Source organism: Daejeonella sp., assembly GCF_044342615.1.
Lineage (GTDB): Bacteria > Bacteroidota > Bacteroidia > Sphingobacteriales > Sphingobacteriaceae > Daejeonella.
In genome coordinates this window covers 22,544-41,407 of record NZ_JBIIPN010000004.1, presented here as the reverse complement: position 1 = coordinate 41,407, position 18,864 = coordinate 22,544, and the positions used below count along the sequence as shown (strand labels likewise).

Here is an 18,864-nt window from a genome sequence, read left to right as displayed (position 1 = left end):
TGAATTACTATATTTAATAATTCAATCTTAAGAATTTTTTTTTATGAAAAAAGCATCACTTTTCACACTTTTTTTCTTCGCTTCCGCGATGCTTTTCGCCCAAAATGAGAAAAACATAAATGCTCAACCTATTTTTAAGAAGGACATTGAAAAACTAAGCAAAAACGATAAAGTACAAAAGGCTTTCCAAATCATTCAGGATTTAGAGCCTACTAGTATCAAAGAGCTTATTGAGCTCACTGAAATACCCGCTCCACCCTTCCAAGAGCAGAAAAGAGCAGAACACTTCAAAAAAATGCTGGAAGATGCAGGAATTGACAGCATATGGATTGATGGTGTAGGTAATGTCTTAGCTTTAAGAAAAGGCAGTGGAAATGGCAAAACTGTCCTGATTGATGCACATTTAGACACTGTATTTCCTATCGAAACGGATGTTAAAGTAAAAATGAAGGGGGATACACTTTATGCACCTGGAATTGGTGATGATACCCGTGGATTAAGCATGATGCTTACCATTTTAAAAGCCATGAATAGCGCTTCAATAAAAACAGAATCAGATATTTTATTTGCGGGCACTGTTGGTGAAGAGGGTTTAGGAGATCTTAGAGGCATCAAAAACATCTTTAAACAAGGAGCTAAAAAAATAGTTTCACATATTGCTATTGATGGTGGCGAAATAAACCGGGTGGTTACTAGCGGACTTGGATCATTACGCTATAAAGTGACTTTTAATGGTCCTGGAGGACATTCTTTTGGTGCTTTTGGATTAGCTAATCCGCATCATGCAATGGGAAAGGCAATCGATTACTTCAGTACGGTAGCTAGTGATTTTGTGAGTACGGGACCAAAAACCACCTTCAATGTGGGACGTATTGGTGGTGGAACCTCGGTAAATTCTATACCTTTTGAGACTTGGATTGAAGTTGATATGCGTTCTTTAAGTCCTGAGAAATTATTAGGAACCGAAAAAATATTAAAAGAACAGATGAATAAAGCCTTGAACGACTATAATTCTAAAGTTCAAAAAGGCCCGAAACTTAGTTTAATTTTCGAAAAGATTGGTGAGCGTCCTTCAGGCCTTCAAGAAGAAAACTTGGCTATAATCCAAAGAGCAGCTGCAGCAAATGAATTCTTTAATCGTACGGCAAAAATTGGGGCAGGATCAACAAATTCGAACATTCCCATTTCATTAGGCATTCCAAGTATTACGATTGGACGAGGTGGAAATAGTGGAAATGCCCATTCACTAGACGAGTGGTGGATTAATGAAAAAGGCGATGAAGCCATAAAGTTCGGATTGCTCTTACTAATTGCCGAAGCGGGTTTATCCAAATAAGTTTTTTTATTCATCATGCTTGAAAATATCATTTTCAGGCATGATTATTCCTCAAAGCAAAGCTTGATAAACATCATAGATTTTGTTAGCCATTATCATCTAGCCTTTAAGCTAAAAAATGCAAATTGACCCAAGAAAAAAACAGGGTCAATGAAGTATTCAAACAAAACTATATTAAGATTTTACCAGCTCTTAGGTAAGATATTTTATGCCGCTGCAGCAGTAGATAAAATCGTAAGAAAAGAAGAAATGGCTGAATTAAAAAAATCAGTAAAAGCACATTGGTTAGCTTTTGATGATACTTTTGACGAATTCGAAACAGATTCAGCCTATCAGATTGAAATTGTGTTCGATTGGTTATCAGATAAGCATCCAGATCCGGGAAAAGCAATACATAGCCTACAAGTTTTTAAGGAAAAATACCCAGACCTATTTACTGAAAAAGTTAAGGGAATGATTATGAAAACTGCATCTGCGATAAGCTATTCTTTTGCTGCAAAAAATAAATCAGAATTAATTTTTTTAAGTCGTTTAGAACGTGCCCTAGAAGAATCGGATATTTATAAAACATTGGTGCTCTAAAAATTGTTAAAATAGAGAGTGTAAAAAACAATAAAAATGAGTAAACCATAAAAATCCGGAATTATGCTGGGAAATTTGAATGAAGAAGAAGTTGAAAACCTATTAAAGAGACAGGTTATTGGGCGTATTGCATGCCATGCAGACGGGGCTATCTATTTGGTCCCGACCAATTATATTTATGATGGCACCAGTATCATCTCACATTCGGCTTTGGGAAAAAAAATAGAGATGATGCGGAAAAACCCGGAGGTTTGTTTCGAAGTTGAAGAAATTCAATCCATTTTTCGATGGCAGACGGTAATTGCTTGGGGAAGATTTGAAGAAATCACTGACCCACAAGAGCGTGGCAGGGCTATGCAGGGATTAATTCACAAGATTATGCCTTTGGTAAGCGATCCTGCTCAGCATCCTTTTCATGCCATAAGTGTAAATGAATATGATATTGAAACCAAGATCGAGCTTATTTTATTTAAAATTGTTTTGAGTAATAAAACTGGACGTTTTGAGAGTGGTAAGCATCCTATGGTTTAAGATTTGGGAAGAAAATTATTATTCTTTTAAATTAATCATGATTAACACCAAACCAAGCTGCCCCCAACAAGGCAGCTTTTGTATTGAGAATGACCCTAACCGTAACATTCTCAATTAAATCGTTCAATCGACCACTTTGGCAGAAAAACCTATTAAAATCATATTCTTTAAAAAGAGCTAAAATAGAGGGCGCTATTCCACCACCAATAAATAGTCCGCCAGTAGCATTATGCTTTAAAACCAAATTGGCAGATTCAAAGGCTAAAAATCGTATAAAAAGCTTCATTGTTTCCTTGCAAAGCGGGCATTTTTCAACATTCCGACTAATTATAGAGGCATCGTAGCCATTTTTAAACTGCTCTTTTATAAAAGCACTTTCCTCTATTTTTACTTCGTGAACAAGAAATTGATAAATCTGAATAATTCCTGGTCCGCTAAGCACCCGCTCCCAACTCACATGTCCAAATTGCTTTTGTAAATAAAGGAATAAATCAAAATCTTGCGCATTGCGAGAAGCAAAATCAGCATGACCACCCTCGGTTGCAAAGGGATGATAAAATCTCCCATCCCAGTAAATTCCTGCTTCACCTAAGCCAGTACCTGGAGCAATAACTGCAGCATTTCCTGAAATTTGATCTTTCCCTTGATGAATTACAACGGTATCAGACTCATTCAGCATCGCCAAACCATAGGCTGTTGCTTCTAGGTCGTTGATGATTGAAAAATCCTTTTTAAAATGTTTTTTAAGTTCTTTTTGATCAATTTCCCATTTAATATTGGAGAGTTTAGCATGGCCATTGAGTACGGGACCAGCAACACCGAGGCAAATTTTATTGGGATCAGGTATATCTTTTAAAAATAAAGCCAAAAGCTCAACCAGGCTTGAGAAATCAGATGTGCGATATGAAAGATTATGCAAGGATACAATTTCATCGCCAGAGGCCTTAAATAAAGCCAGGTTGGTTTTAGTACCGCCAATATCTCCTGCCAATACCAGCATATCTTGCTTATTTGCTTGTAATTGATTGATAGATGGTTTAAAGTTTAATATCATCTAGAAATGATTATGGCTTGGACAGCGATTTTGAAGCACTATTATCCGAAATCCAATTTATAAAGCAGGTCTTTTCTACCATTCATCGCGGCAATCAAATCGATATCATGCTGATCTAAAATACTTTCCAAATTATTGAAAGCCGTTGCCTTCTCAATATTTACAAGCTTAAGTTCTAGTCCATTAACCTTCGACATCCCCTTATTCATGAAAAAGCTATGGGCATAATCATCATCCATTTCAGGAATTGCAGGTTCAGCAAAATTAAAAAGGGTTAATCCTGCCTGGAAGGATTTCGCAATTTTAACAATCATGGCAATGGTAGCGAGGCCCGTAAATCGTATGTCTGTGAAAAAACCTATTTTTTGAATAATGTTGCCACTTTGTATCCGCGGAAGCAATAATAATGGACATTCTAAATCATCCAATAATTTCAATATTCTTTGATTATAAACCGGGACCTTGGCTTGCTTCTCTTTATCCTCATTAAGCACATATTCATCAAAATTTAAAACACCTATAATCGGCATTTTAACCTTTTCTGTTTTAGGCTTCAGTTTAATTTTTTTTTCATGAGCAGGCTCAAAGAAAGTATCTGAAATCTGCTCAGGTAATATTTTAGATTCAATTTTCATATTTAATTGATTAATATTTATCATCCTGCTGTGAGCAAAGTTTGGGATGGGTAAGAATCCTTCCTTTTCTGCTTCTTTTCTTTTGTATTAGATAATTTTGTTTTGGGTCTTACAACCTCAAAAAGCTCAAAAACTCGATCCGAAACCTCATAAAGAATTCCTCTTTGTCCGCCATGAGTTTTTAATGCACATAAAATATTTTGCCTTCCCGGATACTCCTTCGAAGGAAATTTATAGGTCTCATCAATCTCTACATCCGTTAAGTCGATTTTTAGCTTCAAAGGCACGCAAATAATGTATTTAGAATAAAAATTAAAATCTAATCGGTACCCTCTTTTGCGAAGGTCGAAAATAGCTGTATTAACATCTTGGAGATTTTTCATAGCAAAAGAATTTATACAAAAATGTAAGAAATTAAGATGCTTTATATTGATTAAAATCAGTGAAATGCTTGATTTTAATTGAAGCCACATGGAAAGGATTTAGGTAAATTAAGGCCAAGAAAAAATATTTTGAAACAGATTAATTAATAATTTTAAAAAACTAAAATTTATTCACACCTTGCTTAAAAATAAGATATAAAATTATGGCTGGACTAGGCGGACCTGAAATTATTTTAATTGTGGTGGTGGTATTATTGATGTTTGGAGGCAAGAAGCTTCCAGAACTTATGCGTGGCTTGGGCCGTGGCATGAAAGAGTTTAAAGATGCTAAGGATGGAGTTTCAGAAGAACCCAAAAAAACCGAAGTAAAAGAGAGCTAAAAGGGTAAAAATTACCCTCTTTATCTTTTTAAAATCATTTATTGAATTTCAAGTAACTTACAACCGGGAAATGATCTGAAGGATATTTCCCAAAATAAGTATCCGTTAAAATGCCCCATTTTGTGGATGTAAAATGCTTTGAAATAAATATATGATCAATAACATCCATTCCTTTTGGGGTTTTAAACCCACTGAAGGATGTATTATTTTCATAAGGGAATTTCACTCCCGAATATGAATCGCTTAAAATCAGAGAGTTCGTTAAAATTTGGTATAACTCGCTTGATCGACTGCCATTAAAATCGCCAGTTAACACAACCGGCTGATTAGCAGAAATTTCCTTTATTTTTTGCACCATTAGCTTGGCACTTTCTCTTCTTGCAATTACTCCTTGATGATCAAAATGTACATTAAATAGATAAAACTTTTTGCGAGTCTTAATCTCTTCCAAATACACCCAAGAACAAATTCGATTACAACAAGTGGCATCCCAACCCTTTCCTGGTACATTTGGAGTCTCAGACAGCCAGAAATCGCCACTTTTAAGCAATTTAAATTGATTTTTTTTATAGTAAATAGAAGAATGCTCACCAGCTTGCTTTCCATCCTCCCTTCCAACTCCATAGCGTGCATATTCTGGCAAAGCACTGCTCATATCGTCCAATTGGTTTTTAAAAGCTTCTTGGACACCAAAAACATCAAAATCGTGAAAACGAATCAGACTGGCAACACGTGGGGCGCGATCTACCCATAAATTGCCAGTATCTCCATTATTATAAAGACGTACATTATAAGTGGCAATTTTAAGAGTCTGAGCCTCAATTCTAAGTATGCTAATTAACAAGAATGAGCATAAAAAAGCCTTTTTGATGAACATAATGAAGGTTATTAATATTTAATGAAGGTATAATAAAAAAGGTGCTTCCCAAATGAAAAGCACCTTTAAATTATTTCTTAAAAATTATTTTACTGCAGTTGGTCCCGCAACTTGAGCTATACCATTTAAATCATAAACAATATTACCATCTCTGATGGTCATTTCAGTTTGGAATCTTTTTGTTCCTTCAATTTTACCACCTCTAACTGGCCAGCCAAACTGACCCTCATTTATTTTAAAGATTGCAATATCAGCCACAGAGCCTACAGAAAGGTTACCCAATTCCTCACGCTTAATTGCTTTTGCAGGATGCCAAGTACTAGCTGCAACCACATCTTTTAATGGCATTCCTGTAGCCATGAATAATCCCATTAGGTTTTCCATGCTTTTCATCGGACCATTCATACTTCCTGTATGAAGGTCGGAGCTGATCGTAGTTGGGAAGAATCCAGCTTTAACGGCAGGAACACCTTGATTGTATAGATAAGATGCACCACCAAAACCAATATCGAATACAATTCCTCTGTCACGAGCTTTATAAACAAATGGCTTTACTTTACCATTCATGTCAACGATTGACTCTCTACCATTAGGGCTACTAGTACCATTACCACCGAATGCATGGGTATAAATATCGCCAGGGCGGAATTTCACATTAAATAATGAATCAAGAGGTAAGAAAGGATCTGCAGAACCAAAATCAACCATTACTGGAAGATTTGCCAAACGACCTGCCTCTATTAAACGATCTGTTGGTTCCCAAGTACGACCGCTATAGTGAGCTAGCTTGAAACCTACCACATCTTTTGGATATTTCTTAGCCATTTCAGCAGCTTTTTTAGAATCCATTTCATTGATATTGTTTTCTCCAGCACCGTCCATACCTGTACCGACAATGTTTAGCATGGCCATTACACGAGTTTTAGAAGCATCAATCGTTTGCTTTTTATAGAGTTCAAAATCTCTCCATCCAGTACATCCTGCATCAACTACAGAGGTTACCCCACTACGGAAAGTAAAACCATCAGCAGGTAATGCGGTTGCAGCATTTTTCAAATAAGAACCATCATGTCCCCAGAAAAAATGAACGTGAATATCAATCAAACCCGGAGTTACATAGAGTCCCTTAGCGTCAATAATTTGATCTGCAAGATCTGCGTTAATATTTTTTGCAATCATTGCCACTTTACCTTCTGTAGCAGGTACTGCGGGGCTTGCCGGACTGTTTGCACTTGCTGGGCGTGCTGCTTGTGCACGAGCTCCTGCCGTAATGGCAATATCCATTACTTCGTTGATATTATTCTTAGCGTCGATTACATGCCCACCTTTAATAATATAACTATAAGGTTTGCCTGAGCTTTTGACCGACTGCTGAGCATTTGCAGCCATTCCGAAGAATAAGAATGCAAAAAATAAAAAATGCTTTGTTCTCATTGTGTTTTTTAAATTTTAAACTGAAATATAAGAAAATACTAAAGAAGAAACAATAAGAAAGACGAAAAAAGAGATGGATTAAAAAAATTAAAATACATAAATAATTAATTATCAAAGACTTATGGTAAAAATTTGGAGATTGTAACAATAATATGGTTTGGGGAGAAAGTAGAATTGAAATGAAATGAATACTAACTTATAAAAAAACGCAAATAATGTGCCTCAACAGAATATATTTCTCTCAATTTTATATTTTTTTGATTGTTAATTCAAACGTAAATTATTTAATTAATTTAGCGCTCAAAAACATCCCATAATGAAAAAACTATCCCTCATCATAACACTCCTTTTATTTAGTGTTTGTTGCTTTTCTCAGAGTCGTTATATATCAGCAACAACAAAAAAGATTGTTTTTGCGAGAGATGGTGGCCTTTGTCAATGTTGTGGTAGTTCTCTAAACTTAGAATATGATCATATCACTCCATTTTCTTGTGGTGGTAAGAATAATGCCTCAAATATTCAGTTACTTTGTCAAAAATGTAACCGAAGTAAATCAAATAGCTGTTATTGTAAGGTACATGACAGGAAAGTGGGAAGAGATTGTTGTGATGTCAAGACCACCAGTACAAAATATAAAAGTACTTCAACACAATGCACCGGAACAACACAGAAAGGGTTAATATGCAAAAGGATGACAACAAGTTCCAATGGTAGATGTCAATCACATTAATAATTTAAAAGCAGTTTAAATCGCTATGAGCCAAAATATATTATTTGCAATAGATAAGCATACAGACGAAATAATTGTTTCAGAATCTCCAAATGGAAGTAATACAATCAATTTTATAGAACGTATTGCAAGTCAAGATAATGAAATGCTGTACCATGCTGTTTTAACTTTAACAAGCATTAGCAATGCTACCGATTTAGATGTTAAAATTTTTAAGGCAATGGATAAGGTTTGTCAAATGATGTATAGTAAGTATAAGGAAGGCATCGTTTAATTTTAGAAATCTTTATCTAGGTTAAGAAACTTCGAAACTGCATTAGAAGGAATGCTAAAAAAGCTTTGAAATAAGGGCTTTGAATTGCTTTGGATAACTGATTCTGGCAAAAATGCAAGATTATGGCTTTCTAAGAGCAGTTTAATACATAATGTTAATGAAATGACTTTGAAAAAAATCATTATCACTAACTATAAACTTGTAATTTTTACTTTAATTACCATGTTGTTGACACAAACAAAAAAATATTTAATTTAGTAAATCATTTATCAGATTATGAAAAAATATATACCAAGCATGATTTTAGTTTTCTTGTTAATTTTATTTGGGGAAGCAATTTTTGCAAACAATATCCGAATTAAAAAACTAACTCTAACAGATACAATTAAAACCACAAAGGACATAAAAATAAAATTTGACTTATCATGGGAGAATTCTTGGAGAGATGATATTAACTGGGATGCAGCATGGATTACAGCTAAGGTAAAAAGGCCGAACGGTACTTGGAAGCATATTAAATTTCAGACCTCAGGCAATTCTATTGAAGGTAATCCACAGAACGCAAAAATCGTGGTACCTTCAGATAGAATGGGGGCATTTATTTACAGATCATCTAAGGGTTCGGGGAATATCGATTTAAGTGGAATAAAAATATTATGGAACTACGGTATAGATTCTGTTGCAAATATTGACAGTGCAGAAATTAGATTCTTTGCTACAGAAATGGTTTACGTACCTCAGGGAAGTTTCGCTTTTGGAGATTCGTATACACCTACAAAAGATATTTACATGCAATCATCACCCGACCGATTGGTTTCCTCAATTTTTAAAAACTTCATCCCTTCCGATACAACTAAATTCGGAAGAAATACACCAATGTTTACAATCATTTCAGATAAAACCAGTCCCAAAATAACCACAGCTTCTACAAATTCAGGTCCAGGAAATAATTCAGACCAAGTAATTATAAATGGAATTTACATCAATGGTACTAAAGGAATTGGAATAAATAATGAAGAGCCATTTAAATATTCTAATTATCCGGTTGGATATAAGGCTTTTTACGCCATGAAATATGAAGTTAGTCAGGGTCAATACACAGATTTCCTAAATACTACAAAAGTATCGACTACTAACTCATCACCGCCTATGCCAATTCCTATGACAAACATGTTATTGCCTGCACCAAACTCTCCAAATCAACCCCTTGTACGATTTTCAATAGAAAAACAAGGTGAAAATTACATAGTTTCCAGACCCGATCGTGCCATGGATTATGCCAATTCTAATCATGTATTTGCATTTGCAAACTGGAGTTCCTTAAGGCCAATGACTGAATTAGAATTTGAGAAAGCAGCGAGAGGGCCACTAGCGCCAAGCTATAATGATCGGGCAAATGGTAAGATTCCGCAGGGGAATATGACTCCCATGGGAAATAATAATTTACTCGTTAATTCATTAAAGCTCAATGGGGCAGAAAATGGTACAGAAGCACCAGTATCAACTGATTCTACAAAATTTCTTGCTTTATACGATGGTAATATTGAAGGTGGCGATGGTGGATCCGGAGCCTATCGAGTAGGAGTATTTGCTACTAGCTCGTCTAGCAGAAGTAGCTCTGGGGCCAGCTATTATGGAATTATGGGGCTTACAGACAATGCATCTGAATTTGTAATAAGCTTAAACACTGAATCATCACGCTCTTTTAAAGAAGCAAACGGCATTGGTGAAAATTCTTCAAATGGAACCCCTAACATCAACCATTGGTTCGCTGGAACATATTTTGATAGCTGGTCATCCTCAATATATAAAAACAATTGGAGTGGTGTTTCAGGGAGGTCTTCGGGAGGTCAAAGCGGGGGATTTAGATTAGTTCGTTCAGCTCCATCAGATAATTAATCAATTGAAACGACTAATATTATTTCTGATTATTGGCCTACTTACTCAGTTTGCCTTTGCTCAAGACGCGCTGCTACTCAAAACGCCAACGAACGACCAAGTAATTTCAGGTGGCGATTATTTTAGTATCAGCTGGGAAAGTAGTAATGTGGACAATATAAAAATTGAATACTCTTTGGATGGAGGTATTTCATGGAGTACGATTATCAATTCTTACCCTTCCTCCGCTTCAAAATACGCCTGGCTAGTTCCCGCAAAACCTACTAAAAAAGGAAAGATAAGAATCTCAGATATTGAAAATATTAATATTGCGAGTGTTAATCCAGGTAATTTTATTATTTCAGAACCAACTCTGAAACTTGATGTCGATAGTACAACATCATTAGTAAGAGGAAACGCATTCAAATTTGGTTGGAAAAGTCAAACAGTAGAAAAAATAAATATTTATTATTCAATTAATGGGGGTACTGATTATACGCTAATTCGTAAAGGATACCCCTCCTTGGCAGAAGCGTTTACATGGATTGTTCCAGAACTAAATAGTTCAACAATTAGGTTAAAAATTGAATCCGCAGATAGTTCCGCAATATCAAGTATCTGGAATAGTCCTTTAATTTCTAATCCTGTGTCTTCCAATAAAAAGTTTCTTGGTGGTAGTTTTGATGGACACAGTGGAGTATCTAACACTTCACCAAAGCTTAGTTTACTTTTCCCATTAGGAGACGAAACTTTTGCTGCATCATCAATTCAAACTCTGAAATGGGACTCGAACAATATTGAATTTATTAAAATTGAATTTTCTATTGATAATGGACTAAATTGGTTAACCATAAATGAAAGTTACCCGGCAAATGCCAAAAAATATGAATGGAGAGTACCCCCTAACATTACCAACACTGGATTAATAAGGATTTCATCTATTGAAAGTCCAACCCTAAAAGCATTAAACATTATTCCATTTAAAATCCCCCTAAAAAGTATTGCAATCTTCAACCCTGAAGATAATTATTTTGTTAAAGATCAGCCTATTCCGATCTCATGGGTTAATAATGGAGTAGATTTTCTATCTATAAAATACAGGGAGAATAAAGCCAAACCATGGAAGAGTATAACTAATTCTGTATCCGCCTTATTGCTGAACTATATTTGGATTCCACCTACAACATTAATTACTGATTCACTTGAATTTAAAATAAGTTCTACCGATAATTCAGTGCAAGATTCATCGAAAACTTTTTTAAGAGTTAAACCTGCTAATAATTCAACTTCGAAATACAAGGGAGGTTCTTATGATGGTTTCAGCCAGGTATCGAATTTAAAGGCTAATATTCAAATTTTAAATCCTTTAGCTGGATTAAAACTAAATGGACTTTCCAAAACGTTAATTACGTGGAAGTCAGAAAATATAGAAGATATAGATATCTATCTTTCTGTAAATAATGGAAAAAGTTGGACTGTTATAAATAAAAACTATTCTGCCAATGCTATGAAATATGATTGGGAGATACCTGCCACTCCTACTGTTTCAGGACTAATTAAAATAAGTTCTTCCAATGATTCCACCATTAATAGCGTTAGCGGAGTATTTCAAATCATTGATGGTTATATTAAACTCACATCGGGTACAAAATCAAATGGCGATGCTAATAGTATCATTCCTATCTCATGGACACATTCAGGAGTTTCCAAATTAAATGTTTATTTGAAACAGAAATCATTGACAAACTGGACAAAAATCATCGATAACTACCAAGCAGACGCAGGAAGCTATTTATTTATTAATACACAGGAAATGAATGGTTTATTTGATATTAAAGTGGTTAGTGCCGATAACTCCTTAATTAGTGATTCCATTGCGGTAAATTTTGAAAAAAGCCTTAATTCAATAACGCCATCAAAATACAAAGGAGGTAGCTATGACGGACATGCAAACAGAAGTAATATCTCAAAAATATTAGTTACTAAACCACTGGCTGGCGAGGTGCTAATATCTGGCACTAAGTACTTAATTACTTGGAGTACTGTTAATGTTTCTGACTCAGTTAAAATCGAATACACAACAGATAACGGTAAAAATTGGAAAATAATTAGCGTTGCAGTTGATTCAAAATTAGGTACTTATCAATGGACTGTGCCTGGAAGTACATTGCCAAAAACTGGACAAAAACTCAAAAATAGTGGCAACTTTTATGTTAGCGAATTTACTGATGAATGTAAAATTCGAATTTCAGAAACCGGATCACAAGATGAAATAGTTGGTCTATCGAATAGCACATTTAAGATTTCAAGTTCTGGATCAAATGCGGCTAAACAAACACTTATTTTCAATGAAATAACAGACAAAACTTTTGGAGCCACTACATTTACAATTTCTGCAACAGCTAGTTCAGGCCTTCCTATAACGTTTTCAATTGTCTCTGGGCCTGCAACAATTTCTGGAAATATAATTACACTTACTGGGGCAGGCATAGTGGTCGTGAAAGCGTCACAAGCCGGAAATGCCAACTTCGATGGAGTAAGTGCAGAGCAGACTTTTAAAGTGTTGCAAGCTTCACAAACCTTAAACTTCAAGGAAATAGCGGATAAAATTTTTGGATCTAAACCGTTTGAAATATCTGCAACAGCTAGCTCAGGCTTGCCTGTCACCTTTTCAATTGTCTCCGGTCCTGCAACAATTTTCGAAAATACGATAACCTTAACTGGAAGCGGAACGGTTGTAGTCAAAGGAGTACAAGAAGGAAATGCTAATTATCAATCTGTACAAGAATTAAAAACATTTAGGATCCGTGAACTTCCAATTAATAATTTTACAATTCGAACAATTAGTTCTACTTGCGTGTCAAGCGATAATGGTAAAATTGAAATTAAGGTTGAAAACAAACTAAACTATACTGCGATAATTAAAGGGCAAGGCTTAGATAAACCTTATTCTTTTACAGATTCTCTTAAAATAACAAATCTAAAACCAGGAACTTATTCTCTTTGTATCACTGTTGAGGGGTTAAAAGACTATGTTCAATGTTATGAGCTAATTATTACAGAACCTAAAGAACTTAAGACATATATTTCAATAAACAGAAATACTAATTTCATTGATTTAACATTAGCTGGTAGCTCTACCTACACAATCGAATTGAACGGCAAACAGTATAAAACTAAGCTACCTTTTATAAGTCTTCCACTTGAAAAAGGTAATAATAATATAAAAATTTATACTGATATCCCATGTCAGGGTGTTATTTCTAAAAATTTCGAGGGATTTTCACCATTATTGGTTTATCCCAACCCTTTTTTAGACATATTAAAAATTGATCTCAGAGAAATTTCATCTAATTCTAAAATTGTAATAACAGATGCCACTGGCAAAACCGTTTATTCTGGTATAAACAATAACATTGGTGGTATTTTTGAGATTAATTTAACACACCTTAATCCGGGAACTTACTATGTTCAAATAATAACAAATGATGTTGTAATTACAAATAAGGTACTCAAGTTATAGAGAAACAAGGGAAAATATTTTGTCTGAAGCAGCCGGGTAAGATCTTAGCTTGATTTAAAAATATTACTTTCCGATACAAAACTTACTAAAAATCGTCTCCAATAAATCATCTGTAGTAACCTGACCTGTAATCTCGCCTAAGTAATAAAGAGCTTGTTTGATATCCGAAGCCAAAAAATCGGAGGTAATCGGATTGTCAATATTGAGCAATACGCGATTCAAGGATTCTTCCGTTTTTTGCAATGCCTCTAAATGGCGAATATTGGAAATAAGCACGTCATCTGTATTGATTTTATGAAGATTTACTTTTTCAAGTATACTTAATTTCAAGTCCTCAATTCCAATCTTGTTTTTAGCAGATATGAAAATGATTTTATTGTCCTTTGGCTTTTGACTCTCCTCCCTGCCTGACAACTGATAACCATCAACTGATAACTCATCCCCTTCTGACAACTGATAACTGACAACCGACAACTCTTCTTCCCATTCACTACTAACCAAATCCTTTTTATTCACTACCGTTAAGAAGGGAATTCCAAGTTCCTTTAGATAGGTAATTTGCGATTCTATTTCCTTTACATCTTGCTCTGGATCAACAAGATAGATGATTAATTTAGCCTGCTTTATTTTTTCATGAGTACGTTCTACGCCTTTGGCCTCAATTACATCCGCAGTATCACGTATTCCTGCGGTATCAATAAATCGAAAGCGCAAACCTCCAATAATCATCTCATCCTCAACGGTATCTCTAGTAGTTCCTGCAATTTCCGAAACTATCGCTCGCTCTTCGTTCAATAAGGCATTGAGCAAGGTTGATTTTCCCACATTTGGCTTCCCTGCAATTACTACCGGGACTCCATTTTTCATCACATTACCTTGTTCAAAAGATTGAATTAAACGGTGTAAAATGCGGTTTATCTGATAAATCAATCCTTTTAGATCCTCACGGTTCGCAAATTCAACATCCTCTTCACCAAAATCAAGCTCCAACTCAATCATAGATGCAAAATGAATCAATTGATCACGCAAATGTTGTAACTCGCCCGAAAAACCGCCTCGCATCTGCTGCATAGCCACTTGATGTGAAGCTTGAGAGTTAGAAGCAATTAAATCGGCTACAGCCTCTGCTTGAGATAGGTCTAATTGACCATTTAAGAAGGCTCTAAGCGTAAATTCACCCGGATTAGCTGGCCTTGCCCCTTTACGAATCAATAGCTTGATTATGCTCTCAATTATAAATGCAGAACCATGCGTAGAAATCTCAATTACATTTTCACGGGTATAGGATTTCGGACCAATAAACAAGGATATTAAAACCTCATCTAATAGTTGATTTCCATCTCTAATCGTCCCAAAATGAATGGTATGTGAGGGCTGTACACTTAAATCCTTACCCGCAAAGACCTGATTAACGATATGTATTGCATCGGGTCCGGAAAGCCTAATGACTCCAATTGCACCAATTCCTGATGGGGTTGCTAATGCAATTATTGTTTCGGAATTGTGTATTGGGCTTTGCTGCATATTTCTCATTTGGGATTATGCAAATATCGTGATTTTTGTTGGTAGTTGGTTAGATGGTTAGATGGTTAGATGGTTAGATGGTTAGGCTTACGACATCTTTTACCAGGTGGTTGAGGTATTCGAAGCCCGGAAAAGAGTTAACGGTTGTGAGTTATCAGGCAAACGACATCAGAAACAGGCAATCAGGCAAACGACAACAAAAATCATGAAAATCACACCAATCTCATAAATCATAGTTCAGACAATTAAATTGAAAAAATACCCCAATCGATAAAATTTATCGATTGGGGTAAAAAATCTATTTGTTTTCGATTTCGGTAATTCTACCTTTTCTACCTGCTACATCAAAAGCAGCGAACTTAAACTTACCTTTTTGAGAGATTGGAGTGGTATAAATTGCACTTGTTTCGCTCGGTTCCGAGCCATCAATTGTGTATCTAATCGTTAATCCAGGAAGCTGAATATTTGCATCAACTTTTCCATTATCGGCCTTTAAACCTGCCTCAGGAATACGATAAGCAAATCCACCATGATAATAGCTCAAACGTGGCAATTCTCTTTTCCCGAGCACATTTACGAAGCTTGCCCAGTCATTTGTGTATTTCAAATCATTTAATGCAGAAGACTCACCTGTTTCCCATTCTGGTGCTTTAGACCAAGCACGTTCTGCTAAACCTAATAATTTAGGTAATAACATGTATTCTAATCGCTCAGCACTTGTATTATGCTCCGACCAAAGTAATCCCTGCAAACCAACAATATTTGATTTTCCATAGTCAGTTAAGCGAATCATCTTTGTTTGATCTAAATTTTTTAATGGTCTACCTGAACCATCTTCCTTCACATTCTTCAAATAATCGAAAGGCAGGAAGTAAAAAGGTTTATCTACATCTACATATCCGCCCCATTTTAAGCCAGGTTCGAAATATGATGAATTTGTTGCTAAGTCGAAATACATATTAGAAACAGGCGATAAAACCACTTTATATCCTCCATTTGCTAATTTATGTGCTAAATCTTCAGCACCCCAGCCAATCACATTATTCCAAACATGCAGCTGAAAATGTTGGTTTCCAAAATCAGGATTTGCAATGTAGGTTGACTTGCCATCAAGCACAGTTTTACGCATTCCTGCTTCTTCCCATCCCGAGAGGAACAAACCACGCTTTTTAACCATTTGGTTTAACTTTCCGAAATAATAGTACCAAAGATCATCTACATTTTTAATTGAAGGGTTCGATTTTTTTAATTTTTGGTAAGAAGGAGATTTTTCCCATGCACCTGAAGGGACCTCATCACCACCATAGTGAATGGTTTTTAATGGCGCACCAGCCTCCTTGTACATCAAAATCAATTCATCAGTAACCTTTTCCACGAAAGTATAAACCGATGGCATTGAAACATCCATAATGTTATCATTCCAATTTTGAGCAGAACGATATTGGGATTTATCTTGTGGATCAGTCAAGCGATATTTTGTAGCCTCAGCCACATTACCCGCCTTCATAAAACGCTCATATCGATACTCCATCGCTCTAATCGCTGCACGTGCATGGCCTGGCGATTCAATTTCAGGAATAACCTCAATATGACGTGCGGTTGCATATTTCAATAGCTCAATAAACTCTTTTTTAGTTAAATAACCACTTCCATGTAATTTATTTGGAACCCCACCAGAAGCAAATGACGCTTGAAGCAGATTTTTATTATCCAGTGTATGTCCGCGAACACTACCAATTTGAGTCAGCTCTGGAAGTGAAGGAATTTCAACTCGCCATCCCTCATCCTCCGAAAAATGGAAATGAAAAACATTCAACTTATATAAACTCATTAAATCGAGAATCTTAAATAACTCTTCTTTGGTCTGGAAGTTTCTTGCAACATCCAACATAAAACTACGATAGCCAAAGCGTGGCTGGTCTTTCACATCTACCAACTGAATACTCACAGATGCCTGTTTTGATTTCCAACTTAAAGGAGGAATTAAACTTTTCAAGGATTGAATCGCGTAAAATGCACCTGCGGGACTAGATGCAGCAATCTGAATACCATTTTCAGTAACCTGAAGCGAATATGCTTCCGATGCCAAATTAACGTCCTTTTTAATATTTATTGCTCCTTGCTTAGCAATAGAAGGCTTTCCTGTTAAAATTTTTGTCAATTCATCAGATAAATATGCAGCTTCTTTCGCAAAAAGCGGATCTGTTGAAATGGATGTACTTGACGATATTTTAAATTCACCCGCATTGACCTTCATTTCTGTGGGACTTGGGAAAATCAAAGGTAATTTTGAGCTAGGAATATCTTGAATATCTTGATTTTTAGAATGTACAAAACTAGGATTCATCCAAGTTTTAGAGCTATAAAGTGTATTTAGGTATTCTGCACTTGGTTCAGGATAAGCACATTGAATAGGAATAGCTTTATTAGGTTCGCTATCAAAAACGATATAAAAACCTTGTGGCGACTGAGTTACATTGTCGGTGCTGCCAGATTTTAGCATTTGATAACTAAGTTTACCACCTGCCGGAATTCCTTCGAAAGCAGCGGTAGGCTCAATTTTATATAAATCTCCGTTAATATAAGACATGCTTAAGCCCCTACTCTCAGGTTTCGGAATATCTGCTCCATAATTGAAATATAAAGTCCAGCCCTTTGCGGGGATGTCAAATTCAGATCCATTAGTAATGCTCAGTACTGAAAGAGATTGATTCTTACCTTCATAATTATTCTTTACGGGTTGCCATTCAAGACTAATTTTATAGTCTTTAACTTGAGAGAAACCTGTGTAAACACTGCATAATAGTGCTAAAAATGTGACAAACAGGTGTTTTTTAGTGAAATTTAAGTTCATGATTAGATTTAAATAAAAAAGCAAATTACAAATTTATCCTGAGAGCTAACTGTAAGAAAGATGTTATTTTAACACCAATCAACATTCAGAATCAAAAAACATTCGGGTAAAAGCTTGAGAATGAAGCTTGAAAAAGACGATCATTCAAATAAAAAAGATGAAGACGAAAGGATAAAATATTACTTCATTTCTTCCACTTTTCTTTCTATTGCTCCAATTGTAATTAAGTATTGGGCTACCATATAGGTCGACATGATTAAAATACCTGCAAAAGAATAAGGTTCAACAAACTTATTGAAGGCAAGTGCAGCATCTGAAATCACGAAAAATACAGCTCCAAACAAAATCAAACGGAAACTTAAAAGATTAACCCTTTTATAGCGGTAAGCGGCCAAAATAGCCATCACAGAGATCACAAACATATAAACCATCACAGGAATTCTGAAGTCATTTAAATAGTCTCTAATAAAACTGTAAAAGCTCAAGGTAAATACGCCAAGTAGAAATAACATCAAATGACCATAAAACTTGGATGCTTGAGGATTATTCTTAAAATCCCTAAAAAAAGCGAAAGAATAAAGCACATGTGCTAATAGAAATGACACTAAACCATACAAGAAAAAGTAAATATCACTACTTGCAAACAGTAAAAAACAATCCCCGAAAAGTGAGAAAATTAATCCCGCACATACTAAACGATTAAAACCCACTGCCATATTTACATTTTTGTATAAATAAATGGCTAAAGAGATACAGATTAGAGGTTTTATAAATAAATTGAAGTCTTGAAGAAGATCAGATTGAGCAAAAATATTCAACAAGAAAATAAGTCCGAAAACAAGAGTAAAAACTTTATGATTCTTAAGCAT

Annotated in this window: 16 protein-coding genes; 8 read left to right on the top strand and 8 right to left on the bottom strand. The window is 35.3% G+C overall.

The window, feature by feature from the left end:
- Positions 1-43: 43 nt before the first annotated feature.
- From ACIQ0D_RS00780 to ACIQ0D_RS00770, 3 genes are all read left to right on the top strand, one after another.
- Complete coding sequence (locus ACIQ0D_RS00780) at positions 44-1,336, top strand: M20/M25/M40 family metallo-hydrolase (protein WP_395802148.1); 1,293 nt, start codon at positions 44-46, stop codon at positions 1,334-1,336.
- Positions 1,337-1,486: 150 nt separating this feature from the next.
- Entirely contained in the window at positions 1,487-1,918 is a 432-nt protein-coding gene (locus ACIQ0D_RS00775; RefSeq protein ID WP_395802146.1) for a hypothetical protein, read from the top strand.
- Between the two features lie 63 nt (positions 1,919-1,981).
- Entirely contained in the window at positions 1,982-2,449 is a 468-nt protein-coding gene (locus ACIQ0D_RS00770) for a pyridoxamine 5'-phosphate oxidase family protein (protein WP_395802144.1), read from the top strand.
- Positions 2,450-2,480: 31 nt separating this feature from the next.
- Here ACIQ0D_RS00770 and glk read toward each other — a convergent pair whose 3' ends face one another.
- The 3 genes from glk to ACIQ0D_RS00755 are packed head-to-tail and all read right to left on the bottom strand — an operon-like array spanning position 2,481 to position 4,521.
- Positions 2,481-3,503, bottom strand: coding sequence for a glucokinase (gene glk, locus ACIQ0D_RS00765; protein WP_395802142.1), 1,023 nt, complete (start codon positions 3,501-3,503; stop codon positions 2,481-2,483).
- A 41-nt stretch (positions 3,504-3,544) separates the two neighbouring features.
- Positions 3,545-4,138 carry a hypothetical protein gene (locus tag ACIQ0D_RS00760; RefSeq protein ID WP_395802140.1) on the bottom strand — a complete coding sequence of 198 codons (594 nt, stop codon included), beginning with the start codon at positions 4,136-4,138 and terminating at the stop codon, positions 3,545-3,547.
- 20 nt (positions 4,139-4,158) lie between these two features.
- Positions 4,159-4,521 carry a hypothetical protein gene (locus tag ACIQ0D_RS00755; protein WP_395802138.1) on the bottom strand — a complete coding sequence of 121 codons (363 nt, stop codon included), beginning with the start codon at positions 4,519-4,521 and terminating at the stop codon, positions 4,159-4,161.
- 203 nt (positions 4,522-4,724) lie between these two features.
- Between ACIQ0D_RS00755 and ACIQ0D_RS00750 the strand changes: the two genes are divergently transcribed.
- Positions 4,725-4,901: a twin-arginine translocase TatA/TatE family subunit gene (locus ACIQ0D_RS00750; protein ID WP_395802136.1), complete on the top strand. Its 177-nt coding sequence runs from the start codon at positions 4,725-4,727 to the stop codon at positions 4,899-4,901.
- Between the two features lie 34 nt (positions 4,902-4,935).
- Here the strand turns inward: ACIQ0D_RS00750 and ACIQ0D_RS00745 are convergent, their stop codons facing one another.
- On the bottom strand, positions 4,936-5,778 hold the full coding sequence (locus tag ACIQ0D_RS00745; protein ID WP_395802134.1) for an endonuclease/exonuclease/phosphatase family protein: 843 nt from the start codon (positions 5,776-5,778) through the stop codon (positions 4,936-4,938).
- An 84-nt stretch (positions 5,779-5,862) separates the two neighbouring features.
- A complete protein-coding gene (locus ACIQ0D_RS00740; RefSeq protein ID WP_395802132.1) occupies positions 5,863-7,212 on the bottom strand; it encodes an amidohydrolase family protein in 1,350 nt (449 codons plus the stop codon).
- Positions 7,213-7,528: 316 nt separating this feature from the next.
- Between ACIQ0D_RS00740 and ACIQ0D_RS00735 the strand changes: the two genes are divergently transcribed.
- The 4 genes from ACIQ0D_RS00735 (at position 7,529) to ACIQ0D_RS00720 (ending at position 13,617) form a co-directional block, all read left to right on the top strand.
- On the top strand, positions 7,529-7,942 hold the full coding sequence (locus tag ACIQ0D_RS00735) for an HNH endonuclease (RefSeq protein ID WP_395802130.1): 414 nt from the start codon (positions 7,529-7,531) through the stop codon (positions 7,940-7,942).
- A gap of 25 nt (positions 7,943-7,967) precedes the next feature.
- Entirely contained in the window at positions 7,968-8,216 is a 249-nt protein-coding gene (locus ACIQ0D_RS00730; RefSeq protein WP_395802128.1) for a hypothetical protein, read from the top strand.
- A 276-nt stretch (positions 8,217-8,492) separates the two neighbouring features.
- Positions 8,493-10,115, top strand: a complete 1,623-nt coding sequence (locus tag ACIQ0D_RS00725) for an SUMF1/EgtB/PvdO family nonheme iron enzyme (RefSeq protein ID WP_395802126.1) — start codon at positions 8,493-8,495, stop codon at positions 10,113-10,115.
- A gap of 4 nt (positions 10,116-10,119) precedes the next feature.
- On the top strand, positions 10,120-13,617 hold the full coding sequence (locus ACIQ0D_RS00720; protein WP_395802124.1) for a T9SS type A sorting domain-containing protein: 3,498 nt from the start codon (positions 10,120-10,122) through the stop codon (positions 13,615-13,617).
- A 63-nt stretch (positions 13,618-13,680) separates the two neighbouring features.
- Here the strand turns inward: ACIQ0D_RS00720 and mnmE are convergent, their stop codons facing one another.
- The 3 genes from mnmE to ACIQ0D_RS00705 form a co-directional block, all read right to left on the bottom strand.
- Positions 13,681-15,141 carry a tRNA uridine-5-carboxymethylaminomethyl(34) synthesis GTPase MnmE gene (gene mnmE, locus ACIQ0D_RS00715; protein WP_395802122.1) on the bottom strand — a complete coding sequence of 487 codons (1,461 nt, stop codon included), beginning with the start codon at positions 15,139-15,141 and terminating at the stop codon, positions 13,681-13,683.
- Positions 15,142-15,439: 298 nt separating this feature from the next.
- Complete coding sequence (locus tag ACIQ0D_RS00710) at positions 15,440-17,995, bottom strand: family 20 glycosylhydrolase (RefSeq protein WP_395802120.1); 2,556 nt, start codon at positions 17,993-17,995, stop codon at positions 15,440-15,442.
- Between the two features lie 179 nt (positions 17,996-18,174).
- A complete protein-coding gene (locus ACIQ0D_RS00705; protein ID WP_395802118.1) occupies positions 18,175-18,864 on the bottom strand; it encodes a lysoplasmalogenase in 690 nt (229 codons plus the stop codon).

What these genes read in the sequence shown, in the direction of transcription:
- glk (WP_395802142.1), bottom strand. Translation starts at nt 3,503, where the DNA reads ATGATATTAAACTTTAAACCATCTATCAATCAATTACAAGCAAATAAG.
- ACIQ0D_RS00755 (WP_395802138.1), bottom strand. Translation starts at nt 4,521, where the DNA reads ATGAAAAATCTCCAAGATGTTAATACAGCTATTTTCGACCTTCGCAAA.
- ACIQ0D_RS00725 (WP_395802126.1), top strand. Translation starts at nt 8,493, where the DNA reads ATGAAAAAATATATACCAAGCATGATTTTAGTTTTCTTGTTAATTTTA.
- ACIQ0D_RS00750 (WP_395802136.1), top strand. Translation starts at nt 4,725, where the DNA reads ATGGCTGGACTAGGCGGACCTGAAATTATTTTAATTGTGGTGGTGGTA.
- ACIQ0D_RS00710 (WP_395802120.1), bottom strand. Translation starts at nt 17,995, where the DNA reads ATGAACTTAAATTTCACTAAAAAACACCTGTTTGTCACATTTTTAGCA.
- ACIQ0D_RS00770 (WP_395802144.1), top strand. Translation starts at nt 1,982, where the DNA reads ATGCTGGGAAATTTGAATGAAGAAGAAGTTGAAAACCTATTAAAGAGA.
- ACIQ0D_RS00740 (WP_395802132.1), bottom strand. Translation starts at nt 7,212, where the DNA reads ATGAGAACAAAGCATTTTTTATTTTTTGCATTCTTATTCTTCGGAATG.
- ACIQ0D_RS00735 (WP_395802130.1), top strand. Translation starts at nt 7,529, where the DNA reads ATGAAAAAACTATCCCTCATCATAACACTCCTTTTATTTAGTGTTTGT.
- ACIQ0D_RS00745 (WP_395802134.1), bottom strand. Translation starts at nt 5,778, where the DNA reads ATGTTCATCAAAAAGGCTTTTTTATGCTCATTCTTGTTAATTAGCATA.
- ACIQ0D_RS00780 (WP_395802148.1), top strand. Translation starts at nt 44, where the DNA reads ATGAAAAAAGCATCACTTTTCACACTTTTTTTCTTCGCTTCCGCGATG.
- ACIQ0D_RS00760 (WP_395802140.1), bottom strand. Translation starts at nt 4,138, where the DNA reads ATGAAAATTGAATCTAAAATATTACCTGAGCAGATTTCAGATACTTTC.
- ACIQ0D_RS00705 (WP_395802118.1), bottom strand. Translation starts at nt 18,864, where the DNA reads ATGCTTAAGAATCATAAAGTTTTTACTCTTGTTTTCGGACTTATTTTC.
- ACIQ0D_RS00775 (WP_395802146.1), top strand. Translation starts at nt 1,487, where the DNA reads ATGAAGTATTCAAACAAAACTATATTAAGATTTTACCAGCTCTTAGGT.
- mnmE (WP_395802122.1), bottom strand. Translation starts at nt 15,141, where the DNA reads ATGCAGCAAAGCCCAATACACAATTCCGAAACAATAATTGCATTAGCA.
- ACIQ0D_RS00730 (WP_395802128.1), top strand. Translation starts at nt 7,968, where the DNA reads ATGAGCCAAAATATATTATTTGCAATAGATAAGCATACAGACGAAATA.